Source organism: Anaerobiospirillum thomasii (assembly GCF_900445255.1).
In the GTDB taxonomy this organism is placed as follows: Bacteria; Pseudomonadota; Gammaproteobacteria; order Enterobacterales; family Succinivibrionaceae; genus Anaerobiospirillum_A; species Anaerobiospirillum_A thomasii.
This window is the reverse complement of the sequence record NZ_UAPU01000005.1, coordinates 895,924-913,136: the sequence shown is the minus strand read 5'-3', so window position 1 is coordinate 913,136 and position 17,213 is coordinate 895,924. Positions and strand designations below refer to the sequence as shown.

General features: G+C 31.5%; 15 protein-coding genes. All 15 read right to left on the bottom strand.

Translation table 11 applies throughout. The features are described from left to right. Nucleotides 1–24: 24 nt before the first annotated feature. The gene (gene rfbC, locus DRZ93_RS04135; protein ID WP_113745918.1) at nucleotides 25–588 is read right to left on the bottom strand and encodes a dTDP-4-dehydrorhamnose 3,5-epimerase; all 564 of its coding nucleotides are present in this window, start codon (nucleotides 586–588) and stop codon (nucleotides 25–27) included. A 2-nt stretch (nucleotides 589–590) separates the two neighbouring features. Beyond that, nucleotides 591–1,556 (bottom strand): NAD-dependent epimerase/dehydratase family protein, encoded by a 966-nt coding sequence (locus DRZ93_RS04130; protein WP_113745917.1) that lies wholly within the window; start codon nucleotides 1,554–1,556, stop codon nucleotides 591–593. Then, entirely contained in the window at nucleotides 1,553–2,476 is a 924-nt protein-coding gene (locus tag DRZ93_RS04125; protein WP_113745916.1) for an NAD-dependent epimerase/dehydratase family protein, read from the bottom strand. The genes DRZ93_RS04130 and DRZ93_RS04125 overlap by 4 nt, the downstream gene beginning before the upstream one ends. Continuing rightward, nucleotides 2,469–3,359 (bottom strand): NAD-dependent epimerase/dehydratase family protein, encoded by an 891-nt coding sequence (locus DRZ93_RS04120; protein ID WP_113745915.1) that lies wholly within the window; start codon nucleotides 3,357–3,359, stop codon nucleotides 2,469–2,471. Before DRZ93_RS04120 ends, DRZ93_RS04125 begins: the two co-directional genes overlap by 8 nt. After that, complete coding sequence (locus DRZ93_RS04115; protein WP_113745914.1) at nucleotides 3,328–4,635, bottom strand: protoporphyrinogen/coproporphyrinogen oxidase; 1,308 nt, start codon at nucleotides 4,633–4,635, stop codon at nucleotides 3,328–3,330. Before DRZ93_RS04115 ends, DRZ93_RS04120 begins: the two co-directional genes overlap by 32 nt. Nucleotides 4,636–4,637: 2 nt before the next feature. Further along, a complete protein-coding gene (locus DRZ93_RS04110; RefSeq protein WP_172458032.1) occupies nucleotides 4,638–5,906 on the bottom strand; it encodes a nucleotide sugar dehydrogenase in 1,269 nt (422 codons plus the stop codon). A gap of 2 nt (nucleotides 5,907–5,908) precedes the next feature. Beyond that, entirely contained in the window at nucleotides 5,909–7,003 is a 1,095-nt protein-coding gene (locus DRZ93_RS04105) for an NAD-dependent epimerase/dehydratase family protein (RefSeq protein WP_113745912.1), read from the bottom strand. 10 nt (nucleotides 7,004–7,013) lie between these two features. Further along, nucleotides 7,014–7,796, bottom strand: coding sequence for a glucose-1-phosphate cytidylyltransferase (gene rfbF / locus DRZ93_RS04100; protein WP_113745911.1), 783 nt, complete (start codon nucleotides 7,794–7,796; stop codon nucleotides 7,014–7,016). Between the two features lie 75 nt (nucleotides 7,797–7,871). Continuing rightward, entirely contained in the window at nucleotides 7,872–10,772 is a 2,901-nt protein-coding gene (locus DRZ93_RS04095; protein WP_113745910.1) for a LicD family protein, read from the bottom strand. 176 nt (nucleotides 10,773–10,948) lie between these two features. Further along, a complete protein-coding gene (locus DRZ93_RS04090; RefSeq protein ID WP_113745909.1) occupies nucleotides 10,949–11,179 on the bottom strand; it encodes a hypothetical protein in 231 nt (76 codons plus the stop codon). Between the two features lie 8 nt (nucleotides 11,180–11,187). Beyond that, nucleotides 11,188–12,951, bottom strand: coding sequence for an HAD-IIIC family phosphatase (locus DRZ93_RS04085; RefSeq protein ID WP_172458031.1), 1,764 nt, complete (start codon nucleotides 12,949–12,951; stop codon nucleotides 11,188–11,190). Then, nucleotides 12,941–13,675: a GNAT family N-acetyltransferase gene (locus tag DRZ93_RS04080; protein ID WP_172458030.1), complete on the bottom strand. Its 735-nt coding sequence runs from the start codon at nucleotides 13,673–13,675 to the stop codon at nucleotides 12,941–12,943. The genes DRZ93_RS04085 and DRZ93_RS04080 overlap by 11 nt, the downstream gene beginning before the upstream one ends. 70 nt (nucleotides 13,676–13,745) lie before the next feature. Continuing rightward, a complete protein-coding gene (locus tag DRZ93_RS04075; protein WP_172458029.1) occupies nucleotides 13,746–14,792 on the bottom strand; it encodes a pyridoxal-phosphate-dependent aminotransferase family protein in 1,047 nt (348 codons plus the stop codon). Nucleotides 14,793–14,835: 43 nt separating this feature from the next. After that, a complete protein-coding gene (locus DRZ93_RS04070; RefSeq protein WP_113745906.1) occupies nucleotides 14,836–16,110 on the bottom strand; it encodes an adenylyltransferase/cytidyltransferase family protein in 1,275 nt (424 codons plus the stop codon). Next, on the bottom strand, nucleotides 16,110–17,192 hold the full coding sequence (locus DRZ93_RS04065) for a CDP-glycerol glycerophosphotransferase family protein (RefSeq protein ID WP_113745905.1): 1,083 nt from the start codon (nucleotides 17,190–17,192) through the stop codon (nucleotides 16,110–16,112). The genes DRZ93_RS04070 and DRZ93_RS04065 overlap by 1 nt, the downstream gene beginning before the upstream one ends. Nucleotides 17,193–17,213: the final 21 nt, after the last annotated feature.

The window sequence follows — 17,213 nt, the reverse complement described above, 5'->3', positions numbered from 1 at the left end:
TAATTACACAATTTAAACTAATTTTTATTTTACTGTTAGACCTAAAAAGTTGTTTGATATATGTTTTCTATTTTTATCATTCTCACTTATAGAGGTAACTTCTAAAGGCCACTTATAATTTACTTTTGGATCAAACGGATTAATGCCATCATCTGCCTCTGGGGTATAGATGTGATCTGTAAAGTAAATAATTTCACTATCATCCTCTAGGGTTTGAAAGCCATGAGCTATACCTTTGGGTAAAACTAAATATTTTGAGTTTTTATCATTAAGCTCTATAGCAAATGTCTGTAAAAAAGTGCTAGATCCCTGCCTTAAGTCCAAGGCTACGTCTATAATTGCTCCTTTGGTGCATCTGACTACTTTTGTCTCTGCATATGGTGGATGCTGAAAATGAAATCCTCTAATTGTTCCTTTTTTTGCTGTATATGAGTGATTAACTTGGCAAATTGTCTTTGATACACCTAATTCTGAAAAGTCTTGGGCACAGAAAAACCTTTCGTAATAACCTCTATCGTCTTTAAAAGGCTTTGGGGTTACAATGTAGACTCCGTCAATACAAGTTTTCTCAAAATCAAATCTGTTCATAATTAGTTTTCCTCAACAAGCTTGTTATCATGGAACCAGGCATACATCTCGTCACAAGCTTCTTCATATGATTGTGTGCATTTAAACCCAGTGTCATTATATAATTCTGGCGGCATAAAAGTTTCCTTCGATAGCTTGAGATCACTGTACTTTTTAGCTCCGAATTCATGAGGGTGCCCCTTTGAATATCTATTTATCATAATTTCAAGATACTCCTTAAGAGCCCTTGGCTGCCCAGACCCAATCCAATACTCAGCATTGTCTTTGCCTTTAAGGCCAATAGACTCAAATCCCTTTACACAATCAGAAATAGATATTACATCAAATGTTTGCTCGCCTGAAGTAAACTCTAGTTTTTCTCCGTTGACAATCATTTTCATAGTTTGTCTCAGTAACGAGTCTCTAGCATCGTTTGGCCCAAGCACATGAGATTTACATACTAATATAAGTTTAGTCTTTAAGTCCTTTTGCAGTGCCTTTAACGTAAATCGGGTTATCTGTTTAGCAACAGCATATACAACATGTCTGTTATATTCGTTATTTACATGATGGTCTAATTTTAGGTATGCGTCGCCAAAGGCCTCTTCCATTGTTCCTACATGAACAAACTTATCACATCCAAGTTTGTTGGCAACTTTATAGGCATTAACACTCTGAATTACGTTTTTCATTTGTCCTGAAACACTTAAATCAGATAGTCCTTTATGTCCACTCCAAGCAAAGTGATAAAATACGCATTCATCTGTACTATCAAAACCAAATTGATCTTTAAAATTAAATAAAGCCTCAATATTTTCCATTTCCAATTTGATATATTTCAGATTTTCGTGCTTCTGCATGCGCAATGGATCGATTAGTGAAAAATCGACACGTCCCAATGCTACAACTTTATAGTTATTAGCAAGCAAGTATCTTACAAGTCTTGATCCTATGAATCCTGTAGCTCCTGTTATAATTGCACTTTTCATTTTAAGACTATCTCCTTTGCTATTTGGGTAAAGTTCTTTGTGAATTTGAAATTAGTATCTTTATAAAGTAGTGCCGGATCGTACTCTTGCAAAAGTTGCTTACTAAAATCTGTAGACTGTAAGTTCAAAGAATTAAGATCTTTATTATCTTTTATTGCTACAAATCTTGTAAATAAATTACTGATAGTATCAACATCACCGCAACCAAGATAGTAATTAGCTTTATTTTTTCCTTTAAGACCTAGGTGGTAATAAGCCTCAGCCAGTTCATCTATAGATATGATTTCCATAGGGTTATTGTTAACAATTTCTGGTATTGGTTCATTATTCATCAATTTTTTTAATGTATTTGGAATAAAACCTACACCTTCAAGATTTGTGTTAATAACAGCAGAGAAGCGAGTATGTATATAATCTATTTTATTTAAATAGCTTATAAGTAGGTTCATATCCCGTGCTGCAAGTTTAGCACTCATGTAGTTTATGTCATGCTCAGGGCAGGCTTTTGTTTTCCATTCACTTTTAAGATAGTTTTCAAAAATTGCCTCATCTTGTGTTCCTGTGTAAATGAACTTTGTGCAGCCAAGTTTTGCAGCAAGAACAATGGCATCGGAAACATATGTAACATTATCCATCTGTTCTTGTAGTGTTCCATCTCTTAGACGCTCATTTCCTTTCCATGCTGTATAGTAGAAAGCACAGTCATGTCCTTTAACGAAATTAACCAATAGCGTATTTCCATCAATCATAGAAAGATCTTTTGCATCTACAATAGCTTGTCTAAAAATGGGACTGTCAATGCAATCTAATCTGTCATTATGTCTTGACAGTGCTAGTGTTTCAACATTGTGACTTAACAGTGCGTTGACAATTGCACTACCAAGATTGCCATTGGCGCCAAACACAATTGCTCTATCCATTATTTATAACTCCTTGACTAATTAAGAAATCAGCTGTTTTTCTGATACCTTCTACAAATTCTGTTCTTTTAAGATTAGCAACATTTGAGATAAATTCGAGTTTATATGGTAGTTTAGATAAGTCCAGACTCTCGCCACCTGTTGAGCCAAACGTTCTAAATTCATCAGTATCTTTGTTAAAGACTGCACACATTTGATGAATAAAAGATTTTAGAGGTATATATTTTCCTGAGCCAATAATGTACTGACCATTAAATTCATCTTCTTTAAGAGTTATTAAGTCTAATATTGCGTCATCTATATATACAAAATCATATAATTGATTCCCTGAGGAAAATGATAAATGTTCATTATTTAAAAGCTTTTTTATACTTGAACATATAAATTTATCACTTATTTCACCAGGGCCATAGATGCTTGATATAAATCCACTTGAATAGGATATATTTCTCTCCTGACAATAATATCGAGTGAGTGTATCTGCATATATCTTGCTTGCACCATAGCAAGTGATTAATGGAAGTTTTTCTTTTTTACCAAATGAAAATATAAACTCCAACTCAGAGACTGATCCTACAAATACAATTTTTCTGACTTTATATGCGCGTAACGCATTTAACAAATTTACAACGCTCTGTACATTGTTAAATTGGATGTCAATTGAATTGCGTTGAGACTGCACAGCAACGCCGCTCCAACCTAAAATATATACAACATCAATTTCATGGCTATTTATATTAGCATCAAAACAATCACGTAAGCTGTTTAAATCTAAGCAGTCACTGTGACTTGCATTAATAATTTGATAGTCATTTTGCAATGATTGGCACAGAGCTGAACCGACAAAACCCTTAGCTCCTGTTATTAAAGCAGTTTTTATCATAATCCCTCTTATTTATAATCTGTAGTGCAGCATCAAAGCCACTTTTTATACTTTGATCAGACCATAAGTAGTCCCATAATCCAAAACGTCCAGCAAGATATATATTATTATTTTTAGCTACATTAATAATTTCTTCTCTGGCCTTATATATGCCGTGATCAAATAATACATTTGCATATTTTTCAAATTTGATATCACAAAACAGCATATTTTCATTAGACAGATCAATGGACTGTAAAACTTTATTTATTGAAGATTGTAAAGTGTCCTGAGGTGCTTCTATCTCTTTTCCGTCAAGCGTATAAAATTCAAGCTGCATAGAGTAGCAACCATCAGGTACATTGTTTGTGCTTTTTAAATGTGGATAGTATGCTCTTGCAAACAAGATATCTTTGTCATAAATGTAAAAGAAAATACCTTTGTTATTAGGCTTTTTATTCAACCCTAGAGAAACCATGTAACCGCTTGTGTGGTGCAACTGATCGCATTTACTCTTTAATGTATCTTCATTTATGAATTTATGAAATTCTTTTAAAGGGGCTGTATATACAATAGAGTCGAATTTGATATCTTTTTGTGTTGTTTTAGCGACTTTATTAGTCACATCAATATAAATAAGTTCGGTATCAAGCTCTAATTTATAACAGCCATCTAGTTCATTTAAAAAAGAACCATATCCACCAAACTCTGGGTATCTTTGAGTTTTATGATAATACTTTACACGTTCATTTTTTGAAAAAATGGATTGTATATAATCAATGAATGATATATTACTCATTCGTGGTCCAATCCACTTTGTTTCCATGTTTTTGGGATCTGCACACCAGTATTTTTGGGTATACAAAACAGGGAAGTCGTCAGCAAATTTCTTACCATAAGATGCGCATAGCCAATCATAATAATTGACTATATTGGATCTTTTTCGTGTTATATATGAAGTAAGATACAATAGCCCTTTAGCAACTCCAAGAGAGTTCAAATTATTTTGAACTGGGTGCATTATGTATTTACTCTTGAAGTAATTATATACACTAGGCTTAAACTCTCTCACTTTTCCTTTACAGGATTTATTGAATAAAGAAATTACTTCTTTATCCTGAGTAAAGCTAAAGTGTACAAAACGGTCAAAATTAAAGCCATCAATGTTAAAAGAAGAGCAGAGCCCTCCCTTATATCCTCTTTTATCTATAACAGTTACATCAAAGCCGTTTTCTGATAGCCTTTTGGCACAGGCAAGCCCCGAAGGGCCTGCACCTACTACAAGAATATTTTTCATAATTAACAAAATCTAAAATCGTACATATATTTAAAAGATGAGTTCTTGTAAAACTCTTTTATATCTTCCCATGCAGTTGCTAAAATGCAGCAATCTACATCGGTTGTACCTGCTTTTAGATCTGATATATATGAAATATTATCAAGTTTGTATGTTTTCTGGAAAATATCATTTGCGACAGGATCGTATGCAAAAATATTTTTAAAGCCATTTTCTTGAAGATGCTTTATTAATAGTGCTGAACGACTATCACGAACATCATCACTGTTAGGTTTAAAGCTTAGTCCAAGAATAAGTATTTTGCTATCTTTTGGAACATCTCTTATAATTGATTTTGCTCTTGAAGTAACTATATTCTTGTTTACTTCAAGTACTCCTTGCAAAATTGGTGAACGATAACCACTGGCCTCTCCCTTCTTCAATAAAGCAAATGTATCTTTAGGTAAGCAGTATCCTCCAAATCCTAATCCTGGATATATATACGATGTTATGTTCGCAGGGTTACCTGAAAAGCGCTTATCCATTGAAAGAACGTTAAATGCCTGCTTGATATTTATATCTCCAACTGACTCAGCTAGTAGCGACATATCATTAGCATATGATATGAGAGTTGATAGTGTTGTATTACTTAAGTATTTTATAAACTCAGCAGTATTTAGTGTTGTAAAAATTATTGGAGCATTAAAAGGTTGATAAATTTCCTTTATGTCATCGTATTCCTCTGCATTGAGTGAACCGATAACTACTCTATCAGGCTCCATGAAGTCAGAATATGAATGTCCTTCTCGCAGGAACTCAGGATTGTTGCATAATCTTATGTCACCATTTTTACCAACTGTTAAGCCAAGGCTTTCAAGGTGTGGCTTAAAAACAGTCATAGAGCTAGATGGAGGCACTGTTGATTTAATTATAACAACAGGGTTTTTATGCATTTGCTTAAGACAAGATGCAACATCTGAAAGTGCTTTGATAATATAGCTTAAGTCAGCACTACCGTCATCTCCCATAGGGGTGCCCATGCACAGAAAAACAACGTCACTATCGGCAAGACAAGATATAATATCGTCACAAATAACTAAATCATTTGAATTTAAAACATCTACAAGGGCAGTGTCTAGACCTTCTTCAATAAAAGGAGTTTGTCCCCCCTTTATAATCTCTCTTTTTTCTTGAATAACATCGAAACCTTTTGTTTTGATTCCATGTTTTGCAAATCCAACAGCTGTAGTTAGCCCAACAAAACCAAGGCCTAAAACTGAAACATTTACCATTATTATTTCTCCATACCTTGCTCAATTAATAAAAATTTAAGGAAACGAGAAACACCTTCATCTACATGAATTTTAGGGTTGTAATCTAATTTTTCCTTTGCCTTATTTATTTTTGGACAACGTCTCTGAGGGTTATGTGTCAGATAATCCTTGTCCTGTGATGTTTGTTTTACAACATTAATGTCTGTGCCATTGAGATCTTTTATTGATTTTTTGTAGATTTCTGCAAGCTCAGATACACTAATTTCAGGCTTATCAATACCAATGTTAAAATAATCATACTTTCCAGATGCTAAAACTTTTAAATAACCAGTTACAGCATCTGAAACATAACAGAAGGTTCTTTTTGGTGTACCATCAGATAGAATTGTGATGTCTTGATTGTTCAATGCACATTTAGCAAAATCTGCCGGAACGCGCAAATCGTTAATATCCATTCCTGGACCATAGTTGTTAAATGGTCTTGCAACAGTTATAGGCATGTTATATTTTTGAGCGTATAGCATGCAAATTGTCTCACCAAAGCGCTTAGATTCATCGTAACAGGCACGTGGACCGGTACATGAAACTAATCCTCTATATTCCTCATCAGTAGGAACCGCATCAGGGCTTGGATCTCCATATATTTCTGAGCTTGAAAAAAATAAAAGTCCTTTTAAATTTCTATCCCTATAAAAGTCAAGCAGCTTTCTTAGGCCAGTTATATTAGCGTCAATGGTTTCAATTGGATATTTTCTATAAAAAGTTGGACTTGCTATAGATGCCATGTGAATGACAACATCGACATTGGCAGCCTCAGCGACTTGTTCAAAACTGTCGCTAATTACATCGAACTTCTTTAGCTCTAAAATATCAAAATCATTATTTAACTTTTCAATCCAGGAAGGAGTTCTTAACATAAAATTATCTAATGCAATAATTTTTTTAATATTAAGCTCTTTGGCTTTCAAACAGAAAAAATGTAAAAAGGTGTAACCTAAAAAGCCTGCTGCACCTGTTATCATTATGCTTGAGTTTGAAAAAAATGCTTTCTGATCTTGGTTAAGATCATTGAACATACGTCTTGTATCTTCAACTATTATTTGATTGTAGCTCATAGTTTATTCCTTATTTCCAAATTTTCCATGGGGCTTTACCACTTGCCCACATTTTGTTGAGCTCATGGTTGTCTCTTAAAGTATCCATAGGTTTCCAAAAACCAGTATGCTTATAAGCAGCAAGTTGCTTATCTTTGACTAGATCCAACAGAGGATCTTCCTCCAACATAACGTTTCTATCAGGGATATAATCAAAGACATTTTTGTTAAAAACAAAAAAGCCTCCATTAACCCAACCACCGTCACCTGCCTGCTTTTCTATAAAGTGATTAACATTATCAGAGTCATCAAGTGAGAGAGTGCCAAATCTTCCCATTGGCTGCACGGCCGTAAGAGTTGCGGTTTTTTTACTTTTTCTGTGAAATTCTAACAGTGATTTAATATTAACATCTGAGACACCATCTCCATATGTCACCATAAATTCATCATCTGAGTCATTAAGAATATAATCTTTTGCCATCTTAATTCTAGATCCGGTAAGGGTCTCAACTCCAGTATTTAAAATGGTTACCTTCCAGTCTTCACTCTGATTTTTTATTATATTGATTTCATTTGATTCAAGGTTAATTTGAATATCGGCATTATTGATATAAAAGTTTGTAAAATAACTTTTAATCATATTTGCTTTGTAGCCACACAATAAAATAAAATCATTATATCCATAGTGACTATATATTTTCATTATATGCCATAATATAGGATAATCACCAACCTCTACCATAGGTTTAGGTTTTGATACTGTTTCTTCACTTAGTCTTGTACCAAGTCCACCTGCTAAAATAACTGTTTTCATAATAACTCCATATTAGAAAAGTTTTAAAAAAGTTCATGTAATAACAATATAAATAAAATTATTTATTACTTATTTTTACATATGGTTATTTACCTCTGAACTTTTTAGAATTTGTTGAATTTTTTCAGATATTTCTTGTTGTAAAGGTTGAATTTTTCTATCTATTAAAATATCAACACTTTCTTGATAGTACGAATTCGAATCTGGATAATCTGAGTTATCAAGATTTATTATTATTTTGTCTATATTAAAATCCGGAAATTTTAAATTTATACATTTTAATGAGTATAATGTAAGATTATAGTTTGAATTAAGAATTAGACCTCTTTGATAAAAGTATAAAAATTTTGTTATATATGGTTCAAGTGGATCATATGCATAAGAGATCCCTTTAATCTTTATTATTTTATAAATATCATTAATAAAATTTTTATATAGTATATGGAAGAAAGCTTTATAATACTCCAATTCTAAACGGTTCCAAATTTTGTTTATTTTACTATTAATAAAATAGCGAATTGGATTTGTTGATTGCAAATATGAAGCATTTCTTTCCATAGTATCAATAATTTTATTATTCACTATCTGTGTTGATTCAAGGCTTGAGGCTGTAAGTTCGTGAATAAATTTAAATCCTTTGGAAGTTGCAAAGTAATTTGGGATGCAGTGTAAATTATAACGAGTAAATTGCCCTACATCTATGTTTTCATAAATAAGATCTTCCTTATTTATAATAATAAGTTTGTTATCTAAATAAGTATAGTAGACTCCTTTTTTAAACCCAAACAGTTTAAAAAAACGTATTGTAAACAATTTATAAGACCAAAATGACTTAGAAAGTTTTTTAATACCAAATACACTTACGATAGATAAAAATATAAAAATTATTGGATTTATTGAACGTGCAGTGCTGAGATTTCTTGTATAAATTAAATCTAAAAAATATGATAGTTTTAATAATAAAGCACTTTTAGGAACTGGAAAAAGTGGATTAATACTAATACCTGCTCGTTTTGTTGGTGATATTCCATTTTTCGCATCTATATATAATGTATTCTTTATCGCTAGAGAAAAATTTGTTGGTGAATTAGAGGTAAATCCATAAAATATGTTTCCATTTATTCTATCTTCATTCATATCTAGCGATTTTAAGAAGAGATCTATATCATTATATAGAATGAATAACTCTGAGCGTATCTTCTCTTTTGAATATAGGCGTACTAATGATTTATCTAAGATTTTGAAAATTCCACCAAGCTGATCTAAATTAAAGCCTTTATCTAGTGAAAATAGTTTTCTTTTTCCCAATTGAATAAATTTTTGCACTCTGTTTAGTTGAGTTGAAAAGCTTTTAATATTATATCTTTGCTGTGAATAGCCAAGAGAAAAATTTAATTGAATGTTTAATTTATCAACCAGATCTGATTCATATTTTGAGTCTGCAATGAAATTTATTCTATTTTTAATATAGTTTAGTAGGCAACTATTTTTAGAATATTTAGAGTATTCATAAAAATTGATTACTGTACGTTTAAGACTTCTATTTTTAGTATAGTTAATGAATGTATTGTAAAATAGTGAATCATCGCAATTTATATATATTTCATCTTCTCTACCATCAAGAAAAAGAGACATATTAAGATACTTAGTCACAATTTTATCACTACCATATTCATTTATATAATCATGTGAGATTTTTGAACATTCTTTATATTTTTCGTAGTGGAAGCTATTATGAATTTTGCATAACTGATCTAATTGGTGAAGCAAATTATTAAATTCAGTTGAAGTACATTTTTTACAAGCATGTATAAGCGTAGCAAGTCTTACTGCATAATTTAGCATGCCATCATCAATTAGTAGTTTTATAGATTCACATGCAATAGTTTCATCAACATGCAGCACGTGAGGATTTCTGTATGCATGCATATTATAATACTTTTGTGCAACTAACCTACCTATAAAATAAGGTGACAATTGATAAAATAAGTAAATGCCAATTTTTTCATTTCTTGTTAGTAAATTACCAGATATCAGTTGTTGTAGTATCTCATCAATTATGTTTCTAGCTAAAGTCCAGTTGTCTCTAAGACAATTTTTTTCTTTGATGGAGTAGTATTTATATAACAGGTGTACAAATTTATTTATCAAGTTATTTGTGTTGCTATGTATATGATTCACTGCAGAATAACTTAACTTACTATAAGGCATGAGTAAATTATCACCATGATCCAGTCGATTTTGTGGAATCTCATCCCACATATAACCAAACTGGATATTCAATACATCAACATAGAAAGAAGGAATAGGTAGCTTTTCAGTCTCAAAATCTACAAAAAGCATTTCATCAAAATACTCTCTTTTGTAAATATGAGTAATACTGTATCTTTGAATAACATATTCAGAGTTACTATGTCCCAATGAGTCTGTTAATTTTTCAAACTTTTTAAGTGTTCTTCCCTTAAGGAAAATCTTTTTCCAAATTATCTTGGCTGCTGATACTCTATTGTTCATAAAAAAACTTGTAGAATATCTGTCATGAGCAACCTCTATGCTTTCTGCTAGTTGGTTATAATAAGTATTTTGGTTTACAATATCCGATGGTAAATCATCCAATATAAAAATATCAATTATAGAGCCATATGATTTATCATAAGCAGTATTTAATTTTAAAATTACTTCACTGGCGTTATCACAGAACCTTGCGAAAGGCTGGCCATCTGATTTATGGTCAATAAAAGCAGATCTTAAAGAGTATTGATTTTTATAATTTGATGATGAAAATGCTTTTTCAAATTTTATATATTCACTTTTTAACATCACAATATCAGCATCATCATCCCATGGAATAAATCCTTTGTGCCTTACTGCACCAAGCAACGTTCCATACATCAAAAACCATTTGATATCATTTTGAAGACAAATAGTCTTGATTACTTTCAATAGACTTAGAATTTTTTGTTGTTGTAAATTCATGAAAACTCTTTACTGTAAATATTATTTATGACGAATTATTAATCGGCAAACTAACTTTAATTCATTTATTGAAAGTATTTAAGTTTCAATAGATCTAAATAAATGTAAGCGACTTTATACTATGCGATTGTATAATTTGGAGTAGATCAATGATGTACCCCAAATTGTTTTTTGTTCTACTGAAATGCCTTATATAAATCACCTACTGTAATGGCAGAATATACCTTATCTAGGTCAGCTACGACATTAAAATTAGATTGAATTGTTGTTAATGATGAAACTAAAGCCATTGAACTCCACCCTGGCAGTTCAGATAATGTAGTGTTTTCATCAAGCTTTATACTTTCATCATCACAAAAAGATCTCAGGAAGTCTTCTAAAAAGCTAATAAAATTTTTTATTTCCATAAATGCTCCTAAATATTATTTATTAAGGTTGATACTTGACTTGTTTTATAGGATTCATCTGTTACATTTAATGAATACAATGCATCAGATTCACCATAAGCTTCGATTTTAAAACCCAAATCTGAATAAAGAGATGCAACCAGGTCATTTTTTGGTGACTTTTTATATTTACCCCTAATTAACGCAAGCTGGTTGTCCTGTGCATATTTATAAAGCGCGCTGATTGCATCCTTCTCAATGTCTCTTTTTATTACTCTACAAGACATAAGCCATAATATAATATTTACTTCTTTATTGATTATACTTACTAGCATAACAGAGATAATGCCATTATCTCCGAACTTGTCCTTTGATCTAATTAGAATACCTCGGTTATTTTCCTCAGACAAAAACTTTATTAGCTCATCCTTGTTCAATCTTTGAGTTGTTAAATTAAATTGATTTGTCTTATTTATTAATTGAACACATCTATCAAGAGTTGAGCTAGATATATACTCAATAGTGTTTATCATCTCCAGGCTTTTAAGGTATTCAGAGTAATCAGCAAACGTATTTTTATATTCTTCTCTCTGTTTACGTTCTTTATACATTAATGATCTTTTGTAATCGTCATCAGTAATACTAATAGGCTCAAAAAATCCACTTCTATCTAGCTCTTCGACAAAGTTTAGACTTTTAGAGAGATCTACTACTGCTACCTCGCTTATAGTTGACCTTATTTCTTCACGTTCAACAGGATTATCATCTAGCATAACGAAGCTATCAATTCCTAATGACAATTCACTGGCAATTTTAGTAATGTTTATACTCTTACGGTCCCAATTGGCCTTGATAGATGAGAAATCTGTTAAGTTGAGTATCATCGATTTGTTATTAAATACTTCAATAACATCTTGTTCATTGTTTTTTGAGCAAATGGCAAGTATGATGCCTCTATTTTTTAATGCAAGGATGTATCGTTGAATCTCATTATATATCTCTGACTGTACTGAAGAACTTCCTATCTGAATACCATCTATTCCGTCCTCTCCAAGAATACCTCCCCAAAGTGTATTGTCTAAGTCGCAAATTAGAAGTTTTTTACTTTTTCCGAGTAGCGAAGCAATAATTTTAGACAACTCATCGCCTAATTCCATAATTGCACATTGAGACATATCGTATTTAAATAAGAATTTCTGGGATTTATCTTCCCAGTTGCTAAGCCCATGATATGCAGATAAATAATGTACGTCACATAGATAGCAGCTTTCATTTGTATCTACTAGATCTTCAATTAATTGATTTAGTTTACGTATCTGTGCGTTTACACCTATTGGATGTCTTGTGTCTAAATTTCCTAAAACTCTCTCTTTCTTATAAGGAAAATTACAGAATATAAGTGGTATATTTAATTGTTTCAGATTTGAAATTATTGTTTGTAGCTTTTCTTTTGACTCACAAAATTGTTTATTTATAAATTCTAAATCGTAATTGTATGAATTATTTATATACCTATCTGAAGATGGTATCAAAATTACAATGTCAGGCTTAAAAGTAAAAAGTCTGCTACTATCAAATGTTGATTCTTCAAAGAGTCTACCAAAGGAATCTTCAAAAAAATCAAGATTTATATTTCTTTTTAAACAGAAGTATAGAACCCAGTTTTTGATTTCCTGGGTTGTTGAATCCGATAAAATAGCTACACGCTTGATATTGTTTTCTGTGAAAGTTTGTTGCATTAACTTAATAGAAGCAGTGCGATGTTTTAATAATTCAACGAAGTTATGATTCATGTACATTACACCTTACTAACTTGCCAGTTGTTGTTTTATCTGTTATGTTAAAGGATTCAAACAATTTAATTCTTTGCTCATTTCGTAAGCATGTTAAAACCCTATAATCTTCAGATAGAAGCTCGTTAATCAATTTACTTTCAAGAATAAAACCATATGGTTTATTTCTATATTCTTTTTTAACTATCAAACCAGATGTAATAGCTACTTTAGACGCTTCTGCGTAGGTAGCAATATGGGCTATAATCTTATTATCTTTTTTTATTATGAAGTTACGAGCAAATCCGTCTTTCCTACGATTTATTAATTGAGATGCTAACTGTTCATGCTCATAAAAGCCGCCAATAATCTCATCTGAGAGTATTAGCGCAGCGCAGTCAAATAGCTCTTTATCGGATGGTATTTCTATCAGTTCATTGAAAGAAATACTAGGGTAGTTTTTAATCTCATAGTTATAACCAACAGAATACTCAAACTCCGGTAAAAAAGCCTGTAGTTTTTCAATAAAACAGTTTGATCCTGTTATATTGGGACACCTTATTGTATTTACCATGCTTTTAACGTATTGCATACATGAAACATCGATATCTTCATCTATACAAAAAATTTGTAGAGTATCAAAGTATCGCATTAATGCTATATTAATTTTGCTTTGACTGTTTCTGTGAATAAAAAAGTCAACATTACTACACCCCAGGCCATATTTGACAAGATTAACGTACATGTAATATGACTCTTTTAGATTTGAGAACAATGTGTTCTTTAAATCATTAAAATCCACGTCCGTATTACATTTATACATTATTCATCCTCAATTCTTCTAAACATTTAATTATTGATGAGGTGCAATAATCAATTTCTTTTTCATATATAGCACCGAAATTACCAATTCTGATAGAGTTACCACCAGGGTATGGGGCTCCTATTGAAATACCATATTTACGTCTGAGTAAAACTGAAAGCTTATATGCATCTATATCATCTGGAACATAAAAGGCAGATGTGCAATTACCCATTTGTGATGCTACTGGACTAAACCCAAGGTTCTTTATGTTATTTCTTAAATAATCAGTCCTTTCCCTATATTCTGAACGTATAGTCTCTATACCTCTGTCATCAAAGATGTCTAGTTGCACCTTTAGCTGATTTAGTACACCAAGACTTGCTGTATATGGAACCTGACCTCTTTCCCATTCATGTAAATATTTTTTTGCATCAAAATAATAATTATCACAAGAAAGTGAGTTTATTCTTTTAATGGCTTTTTCTGAAAATGATATAAAAGCAAGACCTGGAGCAATTCCTATAAATTTCTGTGATCCGGTTAGTACAACATCAACCCCCCATTTATCCATCATCAAAGGTTCAGCTCCTAATGAGCTTACCGCATCGACTACAAGAAGTTTATCTGTTGTCCGTACGTAATTGGATATTTCCTGAATATCACATAGAGCCGTAGAGGAGGTTTCATTATATGTTACAAAAATTGTATCTATACAAGGATTTTCTTCTATGACCTGTTTAATTGCCTGCACTGAAACATTACATCCAAACTCTATATCTTTGGTCAAAAAGTTACGTTTCTTCTGTGAAAGTATTTCACCCCATCTTTTTCCAAAGGTTCCAGTAGCAAAATGAACAGCAAAATTCTCAGGACCAACAAGGTTTTCAACAGCCATCTGCATAGCTGCTGTACCAGAGCCTGTTACCGTCAAGACTGGCTGGCTTGTACAAAATAAATTCTGCAGTTGCTTGTTAATTTTACTAAAGTACTCAGAGAACTCAGCCGTTCTAGGATAAGGAACTTGCATTCTGCCGGCCTCTAAAATCTGTTCATCCATTTGTACCGGTCCTAGTATCATAAGTAATTCTTGCATTTAAAGTTTATCTCCTAAAAACAACTAATGCCTCAAGAACATTATTAATAATACTTGTGTCGTAATTCATGACAAAGTTTGATTTAGTTTTTTTTATGTTTTTTATTAATTCAATAAAACCAAATCGAGAAGAATATACAATCTCCTGATCAGAAATTATTTTTCTTTGAGAATTTGTAATAATCTTAAAATAATGCAGTTTATTGATTTTACACTTGCTTGTTATGCAGCCATACTCACCAGAGCATTTAATGCTATTTCCCATAAATTTATTCGTATTAAGTTTGAGTATATAATATTTATTCTCACTCATAATCAGGACACTTATCCCATTTGACGAGTAATCGAATAACTTTATAGATTCTTTAATTTTACTTGTATCAAGTTTTGACCAGTCTGCTATTAACGAAAGACCTTCTACAAGGTATTTATCAAGATTTCGTTCTGAGCAGGACTGTTCGATAATGATGCTTTGAAGAGTTCCTATATAGTTACTATGTATAAGAGATTTAATTTGTTGAACAAGAGGGTTAAAATGGACTAGTGGAGTCAATAATAATTCAACTTTATTTGACTCTGCTATTGCAAATAGTGAGGCTATATCCTTGTTAGCTAAATATATGTTAGGTTTAATAAAGACAGATTTTTTGGATTCTAATAATCTAATAATCAATTCATATACTTCGTTTGTATGTAAATCAACTATAGCTATATCAATATTTGAATTACATATGTCATCAATTTTGTCTACTATTGTGACACTGCTACAATTGAAAAAATCAACAGCTTTTTTTACTGTTGTATATACAGTTGAAACATCTATTTCTCCAATATGTCTACACTCGTTGAAGTCGTCTATAATACCTTTAGAATCGGAAATAAGAGCAACCGTAAGAACTCTAGGCCCGGTCCTTAACATTGTACTAGATATATTATTTGTTCTAGGAAGATATACAACTTCACAGTACTTTTTTAAATAATCAATTTTACCAATCCAATCTGATCCCAATACGATAACATCAATGTCATATCGAATGATATCATTAATTTTCTGTCCATCTCTTTTTTCAATGATTATCTCATCTGCAAATCCAGTTTTTTCAACGGCCTTTATTCTATCAACTACACTTTGGGTAACATTTAATTTGCCTCGAGATATATCATAAGAGTCATCTGTAACACCGACTATTAAATAATCACCTAATGCCTTGGCTCTTTTTAAAATATTTATATGGCCTATATGAAGCAGATCAAAAGTGCCATATGTAATAACTTTTTTCACTATGACTCCAGTAAATTTTTTATGAAATTACATACTCGTTGTGTAGACTTTCCGTCGCATGAAGAAAGCATCTTTTGCTTAAGCTGTTCATTTATAGAATAATTTCTTGATTTTGATATCTGACGAATCAAATTTATTAATTCATTAGATGTTCTTGCTGTCATACCCGGCGCAATATATTCTGGATCAAAGTATAAACTGAAGTTACTTTTCTTATACTCATTTAGATCCGGAGCAAATAGAATAATCGGCTTATTTACAAGTAAAAAGTCAAATAAAATTGATGAATAATCAGTAATTAGTGCATCGCAGTTATTTAATAATTGGCTTACTTTATATTTGGATACATCAATTATGCTTGTCACATTATTGGCTGGTGTAGTTGGATGACCTTTATAAAATAAATTTATATCTTCCTCTTTATTGAGAACATCTATACATTCTTCTAGGAAGTGAATGTTTTTCCTAAGCTCGCGCCCCCTAAAGGTTGGAGCATATAATATATTAATTCCTTCTTTATCAAATACTGAGTTTTCATCTCTAGACTGAGCTGCTTTTCTTATATATATGTCAGTTCTTGGAACTCCTAAAGGTAAGAACTTTTTTTCATCCTGCTTTAAAGCCTTAGAATAAATATTTGCCTGCTCCTGAGAAGAGCATATAAAATAATCAGTTTTTTTAAAAATTCTTTCTACTCGCTTTGACTCTATTTCATAATTTTGATTTGATCTGATCGCATCAAAGCCTAGTGTCTTATATGCACCACTTGCGTGCCATACATTAACTACTTTTGTACTATTTGAAATATTTATATATGCAGCAGGAGATTGAGAATCGATAACCACTACTTTAGCTTTGCACAGATTTTTGGCTAATCTAATATATTCTATTAATCCAGCTGGTTTATGACATAATATGTAGCTTGTACCCTCGCTATCTAAATAGCTTTTCAAAGATGTTATATTCTCAAAGAGATCCTCTTTTCCAGAACCAGCAAATAAAACTATATGCTCTTTTTCTAAAAATTTTTCTAAAATAGAATAAGTTGCATTTGCAGCTATTTGCTTTAATCTTTTTATCATTTGCGTTATATACTCGCTACA

What these genes read in the sequence shown, in the direction of transcription:
- DRZ93_RS04115 (WP_113745914.1), bottom strand. Translation starts at nt 4,635, where the DNA reads ATGAAAAATATTCTTGTAGTAGGTGCAGGCCCTTCGGGGCTTGCCTGT.
- DRZ93_RS04085 (WP_172458031.1), bottom strand. Translation starts at nt 12,951, where the DNA reads ATGAATCATAACTTCGTTGAATTATTAAAACATCGCACTGCTTCTATT.
- DRZ93_RS04095 (WP_113745910.1), bottom strand. Translation starts at nt 10,772, where the DNA reads ATGAATTTACAACAACAAAAAATTCTAAGTCTATTGAAAGTAATCAAG.
- DRZ93_RS04110 (WP_172458032.1), bottom strand. Translation starts at nt 5,906, where the DNA reads ATGGTAAATGTTTCAGTTTTAGGCCTTGGTTTTGTTGGGCTAACTACA.
- DRZ93_RS04075 (WP_172458029.1), bottom strand. Translation starts at nt 14,792, where the DNA reads ATGGATGAACAGATTTTAGAGGCCGGCAGAATGCAAGTTCCTTATCCT.
- DRZ93_RS04105 (WP_113745912.1), bottom strand. Translation starts at nt 7,003, where the DNA reads ATGAGCTACAATCAAATAATAGTTGAAGATACAAGACGTATGTTCAAT.
- DRZ93_RS04130 (WP_113745917.1), bottom strand. Translation starts at nt 1,556, where the DNA reads ATGAAAAGTGCAATTATAACAGGAGCTACAGGATTCATAGGATCAAGA.
- DRZ93_RS04090 (WP_113745909.1), bottom strand. Translation starts at nt 11,179, where the DNA reads ATGGAAATAAAAAATTTTATTAGCTTTTTAGAAGACTTCCTGAGATCT.
- DRZ93_RS04125 (WP_113745916.1), bottom strand. Translation starts at nt 2,476, where the DNA reads ATGGATAGAGCAATTGTGTTTGGCGCCAATGGCAATCTTGGTAGTGCA.
- DRZ93_RS04120 (WP_113745915.1), bottom strand. Translation starts at nt 3,359, where the DNA reads ATGATAAAAACTGCTTTAATAACAGGAGCTAAGGGTTTTGTCGGTTCA.
- DRZ93_RS04065 (WP_113745905.1), bottom strand. Translation starts at nt 17,192, where the DNA reads ATGATAAAAAGATTAAAGCAAATAGCTGCAAATGCAACTTATTCTATT.
- rfbF (WP_113745911.1), bottom strand. Translation starts at nt 7,796, where the DNA reads ATGAAAACAGTTATTTTAGCAGGTGGACTTGGTACAAGACTAAGTGAA.
- DRZ93_RS04080 (WP_172458030.1), bottom strand. Translation starts at nt 13,675, where the DNA reads ATGTACGTTAATCTTGTCAAATATGGCCTGGGGTGTAGTAATGTTGAC.
- rfbC (WP_113745918.1), bottom strand. Translation starts at nt 588, where the DNA reads ATGAACAGATTTGATTTTGAGAAAACTTGTATTGACGGAGTCTACATT.